The following is a 17439-nucleotide window of genomic DNA, read 5'->3' as shown; positions in this document are numbered from 1 at the left end:
CGGCCGCTCAGGCAACCGGCGAAGGTTCGGGGGAGATCGAGCGGTCTTCGAGCTTCATGAAGCGGCGCACGCGCTGGATGGCTGGCGATGCCGAAGCGCAGGCACCACGCTGAATCTGCAGCGGCGAAGCATCGAGCTGGATACGCCCCTGCTCCATGAACACGATGCGATCGGAGGTCGACAGCGCGAAGTCCATCTCATGGGTTACCACGAGCATGGTCATGCCCTCGCGGGCGAGGTCGCGGATAACGTTGAGCACATCCACCACCAGCTCAGGGTCGAGCGCCGAGGTCGGCTCGTCGAACAGCAGGACATCCGGACGCATGGCCAATGCACGAGCGATGGCCACCCGCTGTTGCTGGCCGCCGGACAATTGATGCGGATAACGATTGGCGTGACTGAGCAAACCGACCTTGTCGAGCAGCGCGAAGGCGTTTTGCCGCGCCGCCTGCGGCGTATCCAGGCCATGGCGAAGCGGCGCCAGGGTGATGTTTTCCAGCAAGGTCAGATGCGGAAACAGCTGGAAGTTCTGGAACACCATGCCGATCCGGCGAATGCCCTGACGTACCTGTGGCGCGGTCGGTGAAATGTCCGCGGTGATGTAAGGCGCATCGAACAGCACGATCTCCCCCTGATCGATCCGTTCGAGCGCATTGATGGTACGGATGAGCGAGGTCTTGCCCGAGCCGGATGGGCCGATGATGCTCACCACCTGACCGCAGGAAATCTCCAGATCGATGCCCGAGAGCACCGTATTACGCCCATAGGATTTGTGCAGATTGCGCAGCCGCAGCGCCTTCGGCGCCCCGGCCTGCATCCTTGGCTGCACGACCGCCGGACTGGCGGGCATGACTCTCGCCGCCTGGCAGGCATCGGCGTCGAGCAAGGCGGCGGAGCGACGCCCCAGGTCGAGGGAGCGCTCCAGGCGGCTGAATCCCCAGCCGAACAGGGTAACGATGAGCACGTAATAGACGGCGACAGCAGCGAGGGTCTCCAGAACCAGGAAGTTCTGCGAATACAGACGCTGACCCGTCATCAGCAATTCGGGAAGCGAGATCACCGACACCAGCGAGCTGAGCTTGACGATGGTCACGTACTCGTTGACCAGGGTCGGCAGCGAGATACGAAATGCCTGCTGCACCACGACCAACCGCAGCGTCGTCCAGTAGGTGAAGCCCAGCGCGTGCCCGGCCTCGCGCTGACCAGCTGCGACGGACAGCAGGCCGCCGCGATGAATCTCGGCCATGTAGGCGGCCTCGGTCGCCACCAGGCCGATCAGCCCCGCGGTGAACGGATTGCCCAGCCAGGCGCCAGTCTGCGGGAACAGCTGCGGCAGGTTGTAGACGAACACCAGCAGAACCAGCAGCGGAATGCTGCGAAAGAACCAGATGTACAGCCGCGCGGGCAGATTGAGCCCGCGCTTGGGCGACATCCGGGCACAGGCCAGCAGGAAACCAAGGCCAAGCCCCAGCACCCAGGCCGCGCTGCTGAGCACGATGACGGTGACGCATGCACGCCAGAAGTCGCCAAGGGTGAACAGCGACAGAAAATAAGACCAGTCGAAAGTCATGAAGAACCTGCGTCAGGGCGATCGAGAAAGAGGCAACGTGGCGCAGCTCAACCGGGCGCCTTCACTGACGCCCGGTTGATCGGCGTGGGGTGACGCATCACTCCTGCGTCACATCCTCGAGCTCGTACTTCTTGAGCAGGGCCTGGTGCTCCCCGCTTTGGCGCATGGCGGCCAGCGCCTGACGCAGCTGAGCCTGGAGGGCGTCATTGCCTTTACGCGTGAAAATGCCGAGGGTCTGCATGTAGATCATGCGCGGTGAGCTGACCACCAGACGGCCACGCGAGCGCTCGGCGAACATCTTGGCGGTACCGGCGATCTCGATCTGGGCGTCGATGTTCTTCGACAGCAGGGCCTGCGAAGCCTCTGGCGCCGTCGGGAATTCGCTGACGACGATCGGCGCCTTGCCGTTGGCGACACAGTGGCTGTCGGACAGCTCGCGAATCGGGGTGACCCAGGACGTCCCCTGCTGCAGCCCCACTTTCAGTCCGCACAGTGCTTTCTCGTCCTCTGGCTGTACCGGGCTGTCCTTGTTGACCAGGATGAATGCACCGCTGCGCGCATAGGCAATGGCATCGGCCTGCGCCAACCGCGGCGGCGTGATGTACAGCGCGGAAATGGTGGCATCGAACTTGTTGCCATTGAGCCCCAGGATCAGGTTGGCGAACTTGGTGTCCTGGAAACGCACGTCCAGCTGCATGTGCCGGGCGATGGCCTCGCTGAGTTCGGCATCGAAGCCGACTACCTTGCCGTTCTCCCAGGACTCGAATGGCGGGTAATTGATTTCCATCGCGACGTTGAAGGTACCAGGCGTGATGACGCTTGCAGCACTCGCGGATTGGGCGACGATAAGCGCAGCAGAGGCGATCAACGCCGCCGCGCACAGTACCTGCCGCCCTTGCTTGCAGACATGTCCGAGCATGGGAAGTCCTTATGAGTTGGCATTCTCGTGGGGGCAGGTTTGCAAGAGCCGGGGCCATGAAACATGGCTGAGCCGACTGAAGTCTTCACGCTGGTGCGTGATTATCGTTGTGCGTGGCGAAGTCACGATAAAGAGGAGGCAGGCCAGGTTGAATCCCGACTTGCAAAAGCTGGCTTTCGTATTTCCATAAATGAAGGCAACACGTGGACAAGCGGCTGCGCAGGCTCGGCAATCTCGCGGCCGGAACGCGCTGAGAACGACTGCCGGGAACGCCGGGGTTTGCATCCATGCGACAGCTAATTGCAGCCCGTCGCCCTCCATTGCCCGGCGTCAAAGCAGCCAGTCAGGACTGTGCTAGAGTCGCGCGCTCTTTTTTGGCCCCCCTCCCAAGGCGGCCCTCCAAGCCCACAGAGACAGCGACATGACTGCCACCACCCAACCCCTACTGCGCCGGATAGCTCGCATCAGCCTGGTTGGCCAGATCGCCATTGGCCTGATCGCCGGTATTGCCCTGGCCTTGCTCGCCCCCGAGGCAGCGAGCTCCATCGCCCTGCTCGGCGAAGTCTTCATCGCCGCCCTGAAAGCCGTGGCACCGGTGCTGGTACTGGTGCTGGTCACCGCGTCCATCGCCAACCACCAACACGGCCAGCAGACCCATATTCGTCCGATTCTGGTGATGTACCTGATCGGCACGCTGTCGGCAGCGCTGATTGGCGTCGCGGCCAGCTTCCTGTTTCCGTCGAGCCTGGTACTGAGCAGCCCGGCAACGGAACTGAGCCCCCCCGGTGGTATCGCCGAAGTGCTGCGCACCCTGCTGTTCAATGTGGTCGACAATCCGATCAACGCCCTGCTCAACGCCAACTACATCGGCATTCTGGCCTGGGCCATCGCCCTGGGCCTGGTGTTCCGGCACGCCAGTGCGGGCAGCAAGCAACTGCTTGGAGAACTGTCCGACGGCATCACCCGCATCGTACGCATGGTGATTCGTCTCGCTCCACTGGGCATCTTCGGCCTGATCGCCGCTACCCTGGCCGACTCCGGCCTGGACGCCCTGCTCGGCTATCTGCACCTGCTCGCCGTGCTGGTCGGCTGCATGCTGTTGGTGGCGCTGGTGGTCAACCCGCTGCTGGTGTACTGGAAAATCCGCCGCAACCCCTACCCGCTGGTGCTGACCTGCCTGCGCGGCAGCGCGATCACTGCGTTCTTCACGCGCAGCTCGGCCGCGAACATCCCGGTCAACCTGCAGCTGTGCAAGGATCTGAACCTGCACGAAGAAACCTACTCGGTCTCCATCCCGCTCGGCGCCACGATCAACATGGCCGGCGCCGCCATCACCATCAGCGTGTTGAGTCTGGCGGCAGTGCATACCCTGGGCATTGCCGTCGATCTGCCGACCGCCCTGCTGCTCAGCGTGGTCGCTGCGGTCTGCGCCTGCGGCGCCTCTGGTGTCGCAGGCGGCTCGTTGCTGCTGATTCCACTGGCCTGCGGCCTGTTCGGCATCCCCAACGACGTCGCCATGCAGGTGGTGGCCATCGGCTTCATCATCGGCATCGTGCAGGACTCGGCGGAAACCGCCATCAACTCCTCCACCGACGTGGTCTTCACCGCTGCCGTGTGCTGGGCCGAGGATCAACGGCAGGCCTGAGCCCCGCATGAAGGCTTGTACGACGTACAAGCCTTTCCCCAGCCAATCACGCAGTAACCCAGGCGAAACACACGGCAAAATTGATAACGATTAGCGTTTGAATTAGATTGGCGGCCTTACCGAAATCCACTCCCGCGGATGGCCCCATGTTCGAATTGGAAAGCGCCAGCTTCAGCATTCCTGAACGCACCTTGCTGCACCCCCTGAACCTGCGCATTGCCCCCGGGCAGATGGTCGGCCTGATCGGTCACAACGGCTCGGGCAAATCCACCCTCATCAAACTGCTGGCACGCCAACAACAGCCCAGCGCTGGCAATATCCGGCTCAACGGCAAAGCCTTGGACGCCTGGGGTCAACGCGACTTCGCCCAGCAGGTCGCCTACCTGCCACAACAACTGCCGCAGACCGATGGCCTGACCGTACGTGAACTGGTGGGCTTCGGCCGTTACCCGTGGCATGGCGCGCTCGGTCGCTTTGGCGCAGAGGATCGGGCGCACATCCAGCGCGCCATGGAGTTGACCGACACCAGCGCGTTTGCCGAACGCCTGGTCGATCAGCTCTCCGGCGGCGAGCGCCAGCGCGTCTGGTTGGCCATGCTGCTGGCACAGAACACCCGCTACCTGCTGCTCGACGAGCCCACCTCGGCGCTGGATATCGCCCATCAGGTCGAAGTCCTGTCGCGTGTCAGCGATCTCAGCCGTGAACTGGGCCTGGGCGTACTGGTGGTGCTGCACGACATCAATATGGCTGCGCGCTACTGCGACGAACTGCTGGCCTTGCACAGCGGCCACCTACTGGCTCAGGGCAGCCCAGCCGAGCTGATGCACGGTGAGACCCTGGAGCGTATCTATGGCCTCCCCATGGGCGTGATGGCCAATCCCGTGGACGGCTCGCCGATCAGCTACCTGCACTGAGCGAGCGCTACAGATCGCTGGTAAGAGGCAGAGGCTGATCGAGCAAGGGACAGTTATCGCAATGCCCGAGGCTGTCCAGGCGATAACGAATGCAGCACACCCTGCGCTGACGCCAGAGGCCGTCGGGGCGCAGCGCCTGGCTGACCGGCACATACCGAATCGGCCGGAACAAAGGGTTGCGAACGCCATCGGCACGCCGCTCCTGTTCCATCAGTTCGTGACCGTGAACCAATAGCGAGGGAGGCAAGACCTTGCCCATTTCCCCCACGAACCATTCCAGGTAATTGCCCGCATTGCTCCAGAGCACCTTGGGCGACAACCGTGCCTCCGTCGCCAGTATCTGGATGAACGTCTGCAGATGGTCGGTCAGCTCGGCGAAACGCTGAAAGGCATCGGACGGCGGCGCAGCAAAAGGTTCACCATCGCTAGGCAACTTGAAGGCCTCTGGCAGCCCCTGCTCGTCCAGCACCACCTCGATGGCATCGAGCGCCAAGGGCAGACGATGCCCCAACACCAACGCCGCGGCGACCACCGGCGGAATCAGTCGAACCAGATAGTGCTTGGACCACTGCGAGGCCAGTGCTCGGCGATCCTGGCCGGCGTGCAAGGGGTCGAAGCGCTGCAAGACCGCATCGAGTTGAGCCGTTTGCAGGAGTCGGCGTACCGGCAGCGATGGCCGCGGGTCGTCGAAGGTGGTCAGTACGTCGCGATAACTCGCAAACTCGCCAAAAAATAGCGGAGCGAGGGCGGCAATCATCGCCACCCCCTGCGAGCTCTAGAGAAACGACTCAGCACAATCGGCATCGGTCGAAGAAGCGCTCGCGACTTTGCACCATCAATGCAGCGCGCTTGTGCGGGAAATCGAACTCTTTCTCCTGCCAAAAGCCCAGACGCTGCATGTGGTCGATCATCCGCTGATTGTCGGCACGCGGCTCGGCAACGATACGCTGGGTACGCGGTTCATCCAGCAACAGATAATGCACCAGCGCCGATAGCCAGCTCTCCACCTTGTGCGGCCCGCGATGATCTTCCTCGCCGACCAGCATGTGGATACCTCGATCGTAGTCATCGACCGCATAGAAAGGCGCTATGCGATCCTCCTTGGCCCAGTAAGCCTCGAAATAGGCGAACGGCTGATCGTCGAAACACCCGATCAGAGTCAACACGTGTGGATCGGCCGCCAGCCGCTCCAGGTATTCTCGGTGCTGCTCGAGGCTACCCTGCTCCTGCCAGAACTCGGCCACCCGTGGGTGGTTCTGCCAGCGACTGAAACGCTCCAGGTCGACCGCGATATCCAGCGCACGTAGCGAGATCCAGTTGCCCAGGCGCCTGTCGAAACGCCGATACAGTTCACCATCGGGCTTCGGCGGGCGCTGCGGGTGGCGCCGCCCATCGCTGAGCACGAAACGCTGCGGATAGCTCTCGCTGGCCGCCCCGCGTCGCCAGGGCATGGGCAATTGCCAGAACATCGAGCGCTGCACCTGCCAGAGGCCACCCGCCTCAGGGCTGAGCAGCCCCCCTTGCACCAGCGCAGCGGGGCAATCGTCCAGCTTCAGCAACAGTCTCTGGCAGGCTGGATCGATCGCAAACGCCTGGTAGGCAAACGCCCAGACTGCAAGCGGCATATCGCGTCCCTGCAGCCACCAGACCTCGTCCTGACGCTCGGCGCGCAGCAGCGGCTGGCCATCGAGCAGCAGAGTCAGCTCATGTGCGCCGCCATCGACCAGCAGCGTGCGCCCATCAGGCAGGGCCAGGGAAACACCGGGCATGGATATCACCTCGAAAACCTCAAGACGGATGGCAGATGAAAATATTTAGTCGAATCAACTCAGGCACTTTCCAGCGCCCGAGACTGAGTCGAAATTGCCGCCGGCAAGTGCTCGAATAGCGATTGAGAAATCTCCTGAGCACGTATCGGTAACACCGACAGCAAGGTGTCGCTCAGGCCGTGGCTGCTCTGGCTGAAACCCTGCAGATAGATGCCCGCCCGTAGGCGTGCATCGGCGCGTACGCGGTAGTCGCGCTCGACGCGGAAGTCACCCAGGTATTCCTGCAGTGGCGCCAGCAACTCACGGTGCGAGTTGCGCTCGTAACCGGTGGCGAGGATCACCGCATCGTAGCGCTTGCTCTCCACACCACCGGTGGCGCTGTCGCGCAGCGCCAGCTCGATACCCTCGTCGCTGGCACGGGCGCTTTCCACCGTGCGCCGGCACAGGAAACCATGGCGCGCCTGTTTGGCCACCTTCTGCCGATAGAAGATGCCGTAGATACGCTCGATCAGATCCAGGTCGACCACCGAATAATTGGTGTTGTGGTACTCCTGAATCAGCTTTTCACGCTCGGCCTCAGGCTCGTTGAATACCAGATCGGTGTAGTCGGGGGTGAATATCTCGTTGACGAATGGGCTGTCGTCAGCCGGCTTGAGCACTGCCGCACGCAGGATCATGTCCACCTGCACCGATGGGTAGCTGTCGTTGAGGTCGATGAAGGCTTCTGCCGCACTCTGGCCACCGCCAACCACGGCGACGCGCATCGGCTCATGGCGAGTGCAGGGCTGGCTGGCCATGCGCTCCAGATACTGGGCGTGATGGAAAACTCGCGCATCATCACGCAGATGGGAGAAGGCCGAGGGAATCCGCGGAGTGCCACCGGTACTGAGGACGATGGAACGCGCCAGACGAAAACGCTCGTTGCCCTGGCTGTCGACGGAGATCACTCGCAATTGGTCGATACCCTGGGCGCCGTGCACCGGTTCTACGCGAACCACCGACTCGCCATAGGCGCACTGATCAGCGAACTGCTGGCCGACCCAACGCAGGTAGTCGTTGTACTCCAACCGGCACGGGTAGAAGGTTCCGAGGTTGATGAAATCGACCAAACGCCCCTGCGCATGCAGGTAGTTGACGAAGCTGTAGGGGCTGCTGGGGTTGCGCAGCGTCACCAGATCCTTGAGGAAGGAAATCTGCAATTCACTCTGGCTCACCAGGGTATTGCCGTGCCAGCGGTAATCCTGCTGCCGGTCGAGGAACAGCGCGTGGTAAGCACGCCCTTCCCGCTCGGCCTGCTCCTGCAGGGCAATAGCCAGTGCCAGGTTGGAGGGGCCGAAGCCGATGCCGAGCACGTCGTAGGTCGGAACGATCAACTGAGTCATGATGCCTGTGTCCTTTAGCCGTTTGCCACGAACAAGCCATAGGCTTGCCTGGGGTAGTCCGCTTGCTCGGCCAGAAGGCGTGAGGCTGCGGTCTTGAAGAAAAGACGAGGCAGTCGCTCAGAAATTTATAATCATTCTCATTATTGATACTTGATCGACAGTCCGATCTCACCCCGCCCACTGGCGCAGGCGTATACGGCAATGCTTCATGGCATTGACGATGTGCTTCTCCACCATGTCGCGAGAGATGCCCATGCGCTCGGCGATCTCGGCATGGGAACAACCTTCCATCTTGCGCAACAGAAATGCCTGACGACAAACCGGTGACAGCTCGTCCAGTGCCTGCCTCAGCAACCGCAGCTGCTGCGCGTGACTGGCCTGAGCCTGCGGATCGCACGCGTCGTCGAGTTCATCATGCCCCAGTGATTCGAGCGGCTCATCGCCACGCACCTGCGCACGCCGGTGCCGGTCGACACTCAGGTTGATGGCGGTGCGAAAAAGAAAGGCGCGCGGTTGCTCGATAACATCCATAGTCTTTCGCTCGAGCAGCCGCAGGAAGCTTTCCTGAGCCAGATCCGCAGCCGCCTGGCGATCACCGAGCGTACGACTGAGGTAGCGGATCAATTCTTGGTAATGCTGTATCACAACGCTCTCTAAACCCCTGGCGGAACCGCCCCGCGCAGGTTCCTGATGTGTCACGGCAACAGACACTTGCTGACAGCCTGGGCCAGCGATACTTATAATCACTCGCATTTTGTGCAAATGAAAGCCTGGGACGCCCGAATGATCGAGCAGCAATCCACCGATGAAGACGAGCGCCTCAGCGCCGAGGCGGCGTACTGGTGCGCGCGCCTGCATGACGTGGACTGCACGAACGAGGAGCGCCAGGCCTTCGACCGCTGGATAGCCGCTGACCCCAGCCACCAGCACGAATACGACGCCATGCTGGTGATCTGGCAACTGGCCGATCAACTAAGCCCGGCCCACGCCCCCACGCCTCGGCACTCGTCAGCTCGCCCTCGCCGCCAGCGCAGCGCCTGGCGCGCAGCCAGAATGGCCACTGCCGCCATGCTGGGTGCGGTGACCATCTGGCTGAGCGGTTGGTCGGCCGGCCTGCTGCCGGCGCAAGCAGGCTACTACACGGCGCAGGAGACCCCACGCAAGGTCATGCTGGCAGACGGCTCGCGCGTTCAACTCAATAGCCACAGCAGACTGATCTTCGCCACCTTCCGCGACCGCCGCAGTGTCTGGCTCAAGAGCGGCAGCGAGGGCTATTTCGAAGTGGCCCACAACAGCGAACAGCCGTTCAGTGTGCTGACCGACAATGGCCAGGTGCGTGTCACCGGCACCCGTTTCAATGTCTGGACGGATGACCGGCAGATGCTGGTCAGCCTGCTCGAAGGTGCCGTGGTGGTCAGTCCACCGAATGGCGTGCAGAGTGCCCAGGCGCAACTGTCGCCCGGCATGCAAGCGCGCTACCGCCAGGGCAGCAACCAGATCGACGTGGAACACGCGAGCACTACCAGCGCCATTGCCTGGATCGAAGGCAAGCTGGTGCTGGATGACCTGACCCTGAGCGCCGCCCTGCCACTGATCAACCGCTACCTCGAGCAGCCGGTGCGCCTGGGCGACACAGCCAGTGGCAACCTGCGCATTGGCGGCATCTACCGTACCGATGACCTCAAGGCGCTGATCGAATCACTGCCGACCGTACTGCCCATCGAACTCAGGCGTCACGATGACGGCGGACTGGTACTGAAGAGCCGCTACGCCTCGCTCTAGATGGGCCCGCCATGCGCATCGAGACCAACGATCTCGCTTGCGCCTGAAGCGAAACCAGCGCTGCCAACCACCATCCCCGGTTTTCTTTGAGTTTTCTCCTGCCTCATTCGTCTTAACAGGAACGATTCGGGTTTGCAGTCATTTCGATTGCAACCGCGTCGCCCCGTTTTCCGGCGCAGCCCTGCGCCGAGCCTCAGGACTGGATGATGCAGACACCTCCGCAAAGCACGATCCGCGAACTCTTCCGGCTGTTACGCCCGTTCGCCCCACAACTCGCCGCCGCCACCCTGCTGGGCATTCTTGGCGGCGCCAGCATCACGGCACTGCTGGCCACCATCAACTACAGCCTGCATTCTGACGAAGGCATGCAGAGCGCTCTGCTGCTGGGTTTCGCGGGCTTGTGCCTGCTGGCGTTGGTCGGTTCGATCATCTCCGATATCGGCACCAATTATGTCGGCCAACACGTCATCGCCAGGCTGCGCAAGGATCTGGGCAGCAAGATCATCTCGGCACCGATCGACCAGATCGAGCGCTACCGCAGCCACCGCCTGATCCCGGTGCTGACCCACGATATCGACACCATCAGCGACTTCGCCTTCGCCTTCGCGCCACTGGCGGTATCACTGACCGTCACCCTCGGCTGTCTGGGCTATCTGGCCTCACTCTCGCTGCCCATGTTCCTCACCACCGCCCTGGCGATCGTCATCGGCAGCGCCATCCAGTACGTGGCGCGCAGCAAGGGTATCCGCGGCTTCTTCCAGGCCCGTGATGCCGAGGACGACCTGCAGAAGCACTACCGTGCCATGGCCGAGGGCGCCAAGGAACTACGCATCAGCCGTCCGCGCCGTTTCCAGCACTACAGCGAGCGCCTGCAGGGTACAGCCGAACGCATCTGCGACATCCAGATCCGCTCGATCAACCTGTTCGTGATCGCCAAGGGTTTCGGCTCGACCCTGTTTTTCATCGTCATCGGCGTGGCCCTGGCCTACCAGAGCTTCTGGCCGAGTACCGACAAGGCGACACTGAGCGGCTTCATCCTGGTGCTGCTGTACATGAAAGGCCCCCTGGAGCATCTGGTCGGCCAGTTGCCTATCGTCAGCCGTGCCCAGGTAGCCTTCCGCCGCATTGCCGAGCTGTCGCAGCGCTTCTCTTCGCCGGAACCCAACCTGCTGCTACGTGATGACGGCCGCAGCGCACCGCCGATGCAAGGCATCGAGCTGCGCGGCCTGCACTACAGCTACCCCACCGAAGAGGGCGGCGAAGGTTTTGGCGTCGGCCCGGTGGATCTGCACATCCGTCCCGGTGAAATCCTCTTCATCGCGGGCGAGAACGGCTGCGGCAAAACCACCCTGATCAAATTGCTGCTGGGCCTCTACGTGCCCAAGAGCGGTACGTTGCTGCTCAACGGTGAGCCGGTGACAGACGCCAATCGCGATGATTACCGCCAACTGTTCACCACCATCTTCGCCGACTATTTCCTGTTCGAGGATCTGCTCAAGGGCAGCCAGGACATACCCGCTGAAGCCAACCGCTACCTGGAACGCCTGGAGATCGCCCACAAGGTCAGCCTGGACGACCACAACTACTCGACCACCGACCTTTCCACAGGCCAGCGCAAACGCCTGGCGCTGGTTCAAGCCTGGCTGGAGAAGCGTCCGGTGCTGGTGTTCGACGAGTGGGCTGCCGATCAGGATCCCGAGTTCCGCCGCATCTTCTATACCGAGCTGCTGCCAGAGCTTCGGGCTCAGGGCCGCACCTTGATCGTGATATCCCACGACGACCGCTACTTCCACGTGGCCGACCGCCTGCTGCAAATGGCCTACGGGCGAATCGTTTCGCTGCAGGAGCAGCACCGTGGCGCCACGGAACCAGCCAAGGCCCCTGCCGGATAAAGCGCGAGAAGCGCATGAATTTGAAATTTCTTTTCCGGTTTCTGCGCACCCATGCGTCTTAAAGCAAATCATTCTAATTAAAACCAACACTACACATCGATCAGGAGTACTGCAGTGCATTCTTCGCGTTCACTCTTCAAACCCGACACTTCGCTCGCTCCCCTTGCCCGACTGGTTCGCGCTGCGGCGTTCGGCCTGGCTCTTGGAGCCTCCGCACCACTTCTGGCTGAGCCTGTACGCATCGATCTACCTGCACAACCGCTGGCCTCGGCACTGACCAGCCTCGGGGCGCAGACCGAACTGCAGATCCTGTTCAACCCGGCCCAACTCAGCCGCCTGCGTAGCAATGCCGTGGTTGGCGAGATGGAGGCCGTGCAGGCCCTGGACGCCTTGCTCGAAGGCACCGGCGTGCGCTATCAACTCGACGGCAACCGCGTCAGCCTGTTCACCGGCACGGGCGACAGTGCGCTGGCCCTGCCCGCACAGGTGATCGAAGGGCGCAGCGAAGGACAGAACAGTTTCGTGCCCCGAACCAGCAACAGCGCCAGCAAAACCAACGCCTCGCTGCTGGAAATCCCCCAGTCGGTATCGGTGATTACCCGCGCCCAGCTCGACGCCCAGGGCGCACAGACCGTTACCGAGGCGCTGCGCTATGTGCCAGGCGTGAAAGTGGAGACCTATGGCCTCGACCCGAAAGGCTACGACTGGCTTTTCATTCGCGGCTTCAACGGCCAAAGCACCAGTGATTACCTCAATGGCCTGCGCCAGCAGACCAACGACTACGCCATGTTCCGTAGCGAGCCTTATGCGCTTGAACGCGTTGACGTGCTGCGCGGTCCAGCCTCGACCCTGTTCGGCCAGGTCGATGCTGGCGGCGTGATCAACCGGGTCAGCAAGAAACCTACCGCCAACCAGGTCAACGAAGTTCAGCTCACTGCCGGCAGCCATGACCGTCGCCAGGGCCAGTTCGATGTCGGTGGCGCGCTCGACGAACAGAACCAGTTTCTCTACCGCGTCGTCGGTCTGTACCGCGAAGCCAATACCCAGGTGGAGTATGACGATGGCCATGAGCTGGAAGATGATCGTCAGTACATCGCACCGTCCTTCACCTGGGCGCCGAACGAAGACACCAGCCTGACCCTGCTCACCGACTTCCTGCGTGATCGTAACGGCGGCAGCCTGTTCGTCTACACCAAGCCCAATGGTCACACCACCGATACGCTGCTGGGTGATCACAGCTTCAACCGCTTCGACCAGGATCAGTACAACCTCGGCTACGAGTTTCGCCACCGCTTCAACGATGCGCTGGAGTTCCGCCAGAACCTGCGCTATGGCCAGGTAGATCTGACGTTCAATAACCTGTTGCCCAACTGGGCCGCATTCAACCCAACCACCGGGAATCTGGTGCGGATTGCGGATCGTCGTAATCAGCACATGAATACTTTCGCGCTGGACAACCAGCTACAGGCCGATTTCATTACTGGCTCGATCCGCCACACCCTGCTTAGCGGGGTGGACTATAGCTGGCAGGATGCAGACGTTACCTTCTACCGGAACTTAGGCCCGACCCTGAACGTGTTCAACCCTGTCTATGGCCAGCCTGTACCGAAGCCGGGCCCAACCAACGGGCTAACACAGGCCGACTACAACCAAACCATCGAGCAACTCGGGGCCTACGTACAAGATCAGATCCACTTCGACGATCACTGGCTGCTGACCCTCGGTGGCCGCCATGACCGGGTTCGTAACGACTTCGACAACAATATTCCCAACAGTCGATCCACTAACCAGAAAGACGACGCCTTCACCGGCCGCGTGGGCCTGACCTACCTAACCAACTTCGGCCTGGCGCCCTATATCAGCTACGCCGAATCGTTTTCACCCAATAGTGGCGTCAGTCGCCTGGGCAACACCTTCGACCCGAGCGAGGCCAATCAATGGGAAGTGGGGGTGAAGTACCAGCCGCATGACGACCTGCTGCTGACGCTGGCTGCCTTCGATCTGATCAAGACCAATATCCTCACCGTCGAGCGTGACAGCAACGGCGTCACCACAGGCTTCAACGTTGCAGAAGGGAAGCAGCGCTCACGTGGCATCGAGGCAGAGGCTCGCCTCAAGCTGGATGAGCACTGGGATATCCTCGGCTCGTACACCTACACCAAGGCGCAGATCACCCGCAGCAACGACGGCAACCAGGGCAACCGCCCTGCAAACGTGCCGGAGCACATGGCCTCGGCCTGGGTGAACTACAACTTCACCAATGGCTCGCTGCAGGGCCTGACCCTGGGCGCGGGCGCCCGCTATGTAGGCTCGATGTATGGCAACAACGCCAATACCTTCGGCGCTGACAGCTACACCCTGTTCGATGCGTCGGCCAGCTACAAGCTGACGCCGCAGGTCACGCTGGCCGTATACGCACAGAACCTGCTGAATGAGGACTACATCGCTACCTGTGACGCCGCAACCAGTTGCTACGTAGGCCTGGAGCGCAACCTGATGACCAGCGTCAAGTACAGCTGGTAACCAGACGCAAAGCCCGGCACCGCCAATGGCGGTGCCGGGCTTTTGCTTGCTGAATGTTCAGGCTCCTGCGGGAGCCTTGCGCGTATCTGGAGAACGCCTTGCCAGCCTCAACCAACCGCCCCCACCGACTGCTGAAACGCCGCCAATTTCTTCAGGCCATGGCCATCGGCGGACTGGCCCTCGGCTGTGGCTTGCCACTGCGCGCAGAACCGCTGCAGCGGGTAGTCGCCATCAACTGGGGGGCAGCCGAAACCCTGCTGACCCTCGGCGTGGAGCCACTGGCCATTTCCGATGTCGGCTACTACCGCCGGCGTATGCCTGGTTCGCCATTACCGCAGACAGTGCTCGATATAGGCCCCTACTGGGAGCCCAATCTCGAATTGCTGCATCAGTTGAACCCACAACTGATCCTCAGCGACGCCTTGCCCAACAGCGTATTGCGTGCGCTCGGTGATATCGCGCCGACCGAGGTGGTGAACATCTTTCCCACTGACAAGGGGGTCTGGAACAGCGCCAGCGCCTTCATGCGCCAATTGGCCGAACGCCTGCATGTGAGTGACCGCGCCGACATTTATCTGCAAGCCGCGGAGCAGCGCCTGAAGGTGCTGCGAACCCGTTTGGCGCTACGCCCACAGCCGGCCCTGTACATCGCCGTGCTCAACCAGGATGGTCGCCACGCCACGGTCTACGGCCAGCACAGCATGGCGCAGGACGTGCTCGATCGGCTGGGGCTACGCAACGCCTGGAGTGGCCCGAGCAATGCCATGGGCTTCAGCCTCACCGGTATCGAGCGCCTCAGCGAACAACCCGATGCCCATCTGCTGTACATCGAAATCCCGACCACGTCGGCGCGCCTGCAGAGCCTGCGTCAGCCCAATGCCTTGTGGAACAACCTGCCGGCGGTACGCCGCGATCAAACTCAGGCACTGGGCAAATTCTATCCCTATGGCGGCGTAGCCTCGTTCCTCAGCCTGGCCGAGCGCATTGCCGACTATCTGGACAGCCAGGAGGTGCAGCATGGCTGAGTCACTGAGCCTGCCTGCGCAGCGCCCCCGGCACAGCCTGGGCTCGGCGCTGTGCACCCTGATCATCGCCACGCTGGCTGCACTGCTGGTGTGGCGCGGACTCAACGGCCTGCTACCGCGCGAGCTGTGGTGGCAGGCGTTGTGGTCACCGGATCTGGACAGCCCCAATCAGGTACTGCTGCATTTCAGCTTCGCACCACGCCTGCTGGTCAGCCTGATGGTCGGCGCCGCCCTCGGCCTGGCCGGCACCCTGTTCCAGCAGATTCTGCGCAACCCGCTGGCCGAACCGGTGACTCTGGGGGTCGCCGCCGGCGCCAACCTGGCGCTGTCGGTTACCACCATCTGGGCACCGACATTGCTGATCCATGGCCTCGAAGCCGTGACCCTGGCAGGGGCTGGCCTGGCCACGCTGGCCCTGTTCAGCTTCGCCTGGGGTCGCCAGTTGTCCCCGCTGCGTTTCATCCTGGCCGGCATGGTGATCAGCCTCTACTGCAACGCGCTGAACGCCCTGCTGGTGTTGTTCAACCACGACTACCTGATCGACCTACTGCTGTGGCAGGCCGGCTCGATCAACCAGAGTGGCTGGGACGGCGTGCTCTACCTGGCGCCACGCCTGGCCGTCGCCGCCGCACTCGCGGTGCTGCTGATTCGCCCACTGGCCGCACTCGGCCTGGAAGATCAGAGCGCAGCCAGCATCGGCGTGTCGCTGCGCACCACCCGTGGCCTCGGCCTGCTGATCGCGGTGGCGTTGAGTGCCTTCGTCACCAGCGTGGTCGGCATCATCGGTTTCATCGGACTCGCCGCACCGGCCATCGCGCGCATGACCGGCGCGCGCACCCTGCGCCAACGGTTGCTGTGGGCGCCTCTGCTCGGCGCCGCGCTGCTGTGCCTGGTCGATCAGTGCGCACGCGAGCTGTCGCGCCTGGTCGGCGAAGTCCCAGCCGGCATCCTCACGGCGGTGTTCAGCGTGCCGCTGCTGCTGTGGCTGCTGGCGCGCCAGCGCAGCGGCGGTATCCAGCCGCACAGAACGAGCCTGGGGCAGCCAACGGCGCATCCGTGGCGACCTATCCTGCTGGTTGCCGGATTGCTGGTCGTGCTGCTGATACCCGCCGTGTTTCTGGCCAAAGGGCTGCATGGATGGCAGTGGGCCGAATTCAGCGAGCTGCACTGGCGCCTGCCACGCGTGTTCGGTGCACTAGCCGCCGGCGCCATGCTGGCCATGGCCGGGTTGCTGGTGCAACGCCTGACCGGTAACCCCATGGCCAGCCCGGAAGTGCTGGGCGCCAGCTCTGGCGCGGCGCTGGGCGTGCTGGTGCTGTTCCTGCTGGTACCGCAGCCGCAGGCGCTGATGCTACCGGCAGCCAGCCTGGGCGCCCTGCTGACCCTCGCGGCCCTGCTCTGGTTCGCCTGGCGCAGTGCCTTCAGCCCTGAGCGTCTGCTGCTCACCGGGGTATGCCTGACCACCTTGATGGGCGCGTTGAGCACCCTGCTGATGGCCAGCGGCGACCCACGCATGACGGCGCTGATGAGCTGGATGACCGGCTCGACCTATCAGGTCGATGCCGCTGCCGCCACGACCGCCGTGATCCTGGCCGTACTGCTGGGCGCCGCTGCAATGCTGCTGGCACGCCCACTCGATCTGCTCGGGTTGGGCAACGGTACAGCGGCAGCGCTCGGCCTGCGCCTGAGCGTCAGCCACCTGACTATCCTGCTGCTGGCCGCCCTGCTCACCGCTGCTGCGACTCTGATGGTCGGCCCATTGAGCTTCGTCGGCTTGATCGCACCGCATATCGCCCGCCACCTCGGCGTGCGCCGTGCGCTGCCGCAACTGCTGCTGAGCGCGGGTGCCGGCGCGCTGATCATGCTGCTGGCCGACTGGCTGGGGCGCAACCTGGCCTATCCCTGGCCGGTTTCCGCCGGGTTGCTGGCTGCCTTCATCGGCTGCCCGTACTTCCTCTGGCTGATGCAGCGCGAACGTCGCGGCTAGCACATCGTCGACGGCTGGTGCGCGATACGCA

Annotated in this window: 13 protein-coding genes; 7 read left to right on the top strand and 6 right to left on the bottom strand. The window is 62.7% G+C overall.

The features are described from left to right. Positions 1–7 precede the first annotated feature (7 nt). Both HS968_RS09740 and HS968_RS09735 read right to left on the bottom strand, forming a co-directional pair. Positions 8–1570 carry an amino acid ABC transporter permease/ATP-binding protein gene (locus HS968_RS09740; protein ID WP_182371114.1) on the bottom strand — a complete coding sequence of 521 codons (1563 nt, stop codon included), beginning with the start codon at positions 1568–1570 and terminating at the stop codon, positions 8–10. A 97-nt stretch (positions 1571–1667) separates the two neighbouring features. Next, positions 1668–2489 carry a transporter substrate-binding domain-containing protein gene (locus HS968_RS09735; protein WP_182371113.1) on the bottom strand — a complete coding sequence of 274 codons (822 nt, stop codon included), beginning with the start codon at positions 2487–2489 and terminating at the stop codon, positions 1668–1670. 421 nt (positions 2490–2910) lie between these two features. On the opposite strand from HS968_RS09735, the gene sstT reads away from it, so the two are divergent. Further along, positions 2911–4134, top strand: coding sequence for a serine/threonine transporter SstT (gene sstT / locus HS968_RS09730; RefSeq protein ID WP_182371112.1), 1224 nt, complete (start codon positions 2911–2913; stop codon positions 4132–4134). Between the two features lie 146 nt (positions 4135–4280). Then, positions 4281–5048 carry an ATP-binding cassette domain-containing protein gene (locus HS968_RS09725; protein ID WP_182371111.1) on the top strand — a complete coding sequence of 256 codons (768 nt, stop codon included), beginning with the start codon at positions 4281–4283 and terminating at the stop codon, positions 5046–5048. A 7-nt stretch (positions 5049–5055) separates the two neighbouring features. Here HS968_RS09725 and fhuF read toward each other — a convergent pair whose 3' ends face one another. The 4 genes from fhuF to HS968_RS09705 form a co-directional block, all read right to left on the bottom strand. Beyond that, positions 5056–5805 (bottom strand): siderophore-iron reductase FhuF, encoded by a 750-nt coding sequence (fhuF, locus tag HS968_RS09720; RefSeq protein WP_182371110.1) that lies wholly within the window; start codon positions 5803–5805, stop codon positions 5056–5058. 31 nt (positions 5806–5836) lie between these two features. Continuing rightward, positions 5837–6817 carry a GNAT family N-acetyltransferase gene (locus HS968_RS09715; protein ID WP_182371109.1) on the bottom strand — a complete coding sequence of 327 codons (981 nt, stop codon included), beginning with the start codon at positions 6815–6817 and terminating at the stop codon, positions 5837–5839. A 59-nt stretch (positions 6818–6876) separates the two neighbouring features. Beyond that, the gene (locus tag HS968_RS09710) at positions 6877–8199 is read right to left on the bottom strand and encodes a lysine N(6)-hydroxylase/L-ornithine N(5)-oxygenase family protein (RefSeq protein ID WP_182371108.1); all 1323 of its coding nucleotides are present in this window, start codon (positions 8197–8199) and stop codon (positions 6877–6879) included. Positions 8200–8367: 168 nt separating this feature from the next. Continuing rightward, positions 8368–8844: a sigma-70 family RNA polymerase sigma factor gene (locus HS968_RS09705; RefSeq protein ID WP_238338963.1), complete on the bottom strand. Its 477-nt coding sequence runs from the start codon at positions 8842–8844 to the stop codon at positions 8368–8370. A gap of 138 nt (positions 8845–8982) precedes the next feature. Here HS968_RS09705 and HS968_RS09700 point away from each other — a divergent pair, with 138 nt between their 5' ends. The 5 genes from HS968_RS09700 to fhuB all read left to right on the top strand — a co-directional run bounded on the left by HS968_RS09700 (position 8983) and on the right by fhuB (position 17408). After that, the gene (locus HS968_RS09700; RefSeq protein ID WP_182371107.1) at positions 8983–9981 is read left to right on the top strand and encodes a FecR family protein; all 999 of its coding nucleotides are present in this window, start codon (positions 8983–8985) and stop codon (positions 9979–9981) included. Between the two features lie 206 nt (positions 9982–10187). Further along, positions 10188–11873, top strand: a complete 1686-nt coding sequence (locus tag HS968_RS09695; RefSeq protein WP_182371106.1) for a cyclic peptide export ABC transporter — start codon at positions 10188–10190, stop codon at positions 11871–11873. Positions 11874–11987: 114 nt separating this feature from the next. Continuing rightward, complete coding sequence (locus HS968_RS09690) at positions 11988–14396, top strand: TonB-dependent siderophore receptor (protein ID WP_182371105.1); 2409 nt, start codon at positions 11988–11990, stop codon at positions 14394–14396. A 98-nt stretch (positions 14397–14494) separates the two neighbouring features. Next, positions 14495–15421 (top strand): ABC transporter substrate-binding protein, encoded by a 927-nt coding sequence (locus tag HS968_RS09685; protein WP_182371104.1) that lies wholly within the window; start codon positions 14495–14497, stop codon positions 15419–15421. Next, a complete protein-coding gene (gene fhuB, locus HS968_RS09680) occupies positions 15414–17408 on the top strand; it encodes a Fe(3+)-hydroxamate ABC transporter permease FhuB (protein WP_182371103.1) in 1995 nt (664 codons plus the stop codon). The genes HS968_RS09685 and fhuB overlap by 8 nt, the downstream gene beginning before the upstream one ends. The last annotated feature ends 31 nt before the right edge of the window (positions 17409–17439 follow it).

The organism is Pseudomonas berkeleyensis (assembly GCF_014109765.1).
GTDB classification, from domain to species: domain Bacteria; phylum Pseudomonadota; class Gammaproteobacteria; order Pseudomonadales; family Pseudomonadaceae; genus Aquipseudomonas; species Aquipseudomonas berkeleyensis.
The sequence above is the reverse complement of the archived record's forward strand: the minus strand, read 5'-3'. Positions and strand labels throughout refer to the sequence as shown.

Excerpts from the sequence above, each read along its gene's own strand:
- HS968_RS09740 (WP_182371114.1), bottom strand. The coding sequence starts at position 1,570 with ATGACTTTCGACTGGTCTTATTTTCTGTCGCTGTTCACCCTTGGCGAC.
- HS968_RS09735 (WP_182371113.1), bottom strand. The coding sequence starts at position 2,489 with ATGCTCGGACATGTCTGCAAGCAAGGGCGGCAGGTACTGTGCGCGGCG.
- sstT (WP_182371112.1), top strand. The coding sequence starts at position 2,911 with ATGACTGCCACCACCCAACCCCTACTGCGCCGGATAGCTCGCATCAGC.
- HS968_RS09725 (WP_182371111.1), top strand. The coding sequence starts at position 4,281 with ATGTTCGAATTGGAAAGCGCCAGCTTCAGCATTCCTGAACGCACCTTG.
- fhuF (WP_182371110.1), bottom strand. The coding sequence starts at position 5,805 with ATGATTGCCGCCCTCGCTCCGCTATTTTTTGGCGAGTTTGCGAGTTAT.
- HS968_RS09715 (WP_182371109.1), bottom strand. The coding sequence starts at position 6,817 with ATGCCCGGTGTTTCCCTGGCCCTGCCTGATGGGCGCACGCTGCTGGTC.
- HS968_RS09710 (WP_182371108.1), bottom strand. The coding sequence starts at position 8,199 with ATGACTCAGTTGATCGTTCCGACCTACGACGTGCTCGGCATCGGCTTC.
- HS968_RS09700 (WP_182371107.1), top strand. The coding sequence starts at position 8,983 with ATGATCGAGCAGCAATCCACCGATGAAGACGAGCGCCTCAGCGCCGAG.
- HS968_RS09695 (WP_182371106.1), top strand. The coding sequence starts at position 10,188 with ATGCAGACACCTCCGCAAAGCACGATCCGCGAACTCTTCCGGCTGTTA.
- fhuB (WP_182371103.1), top strand. The coding sequence starts at position 15,414 with ATGGCTGAGTCACTGAGCCTGCCTGCGCAGCGCCCCCGGCACAGCCTG.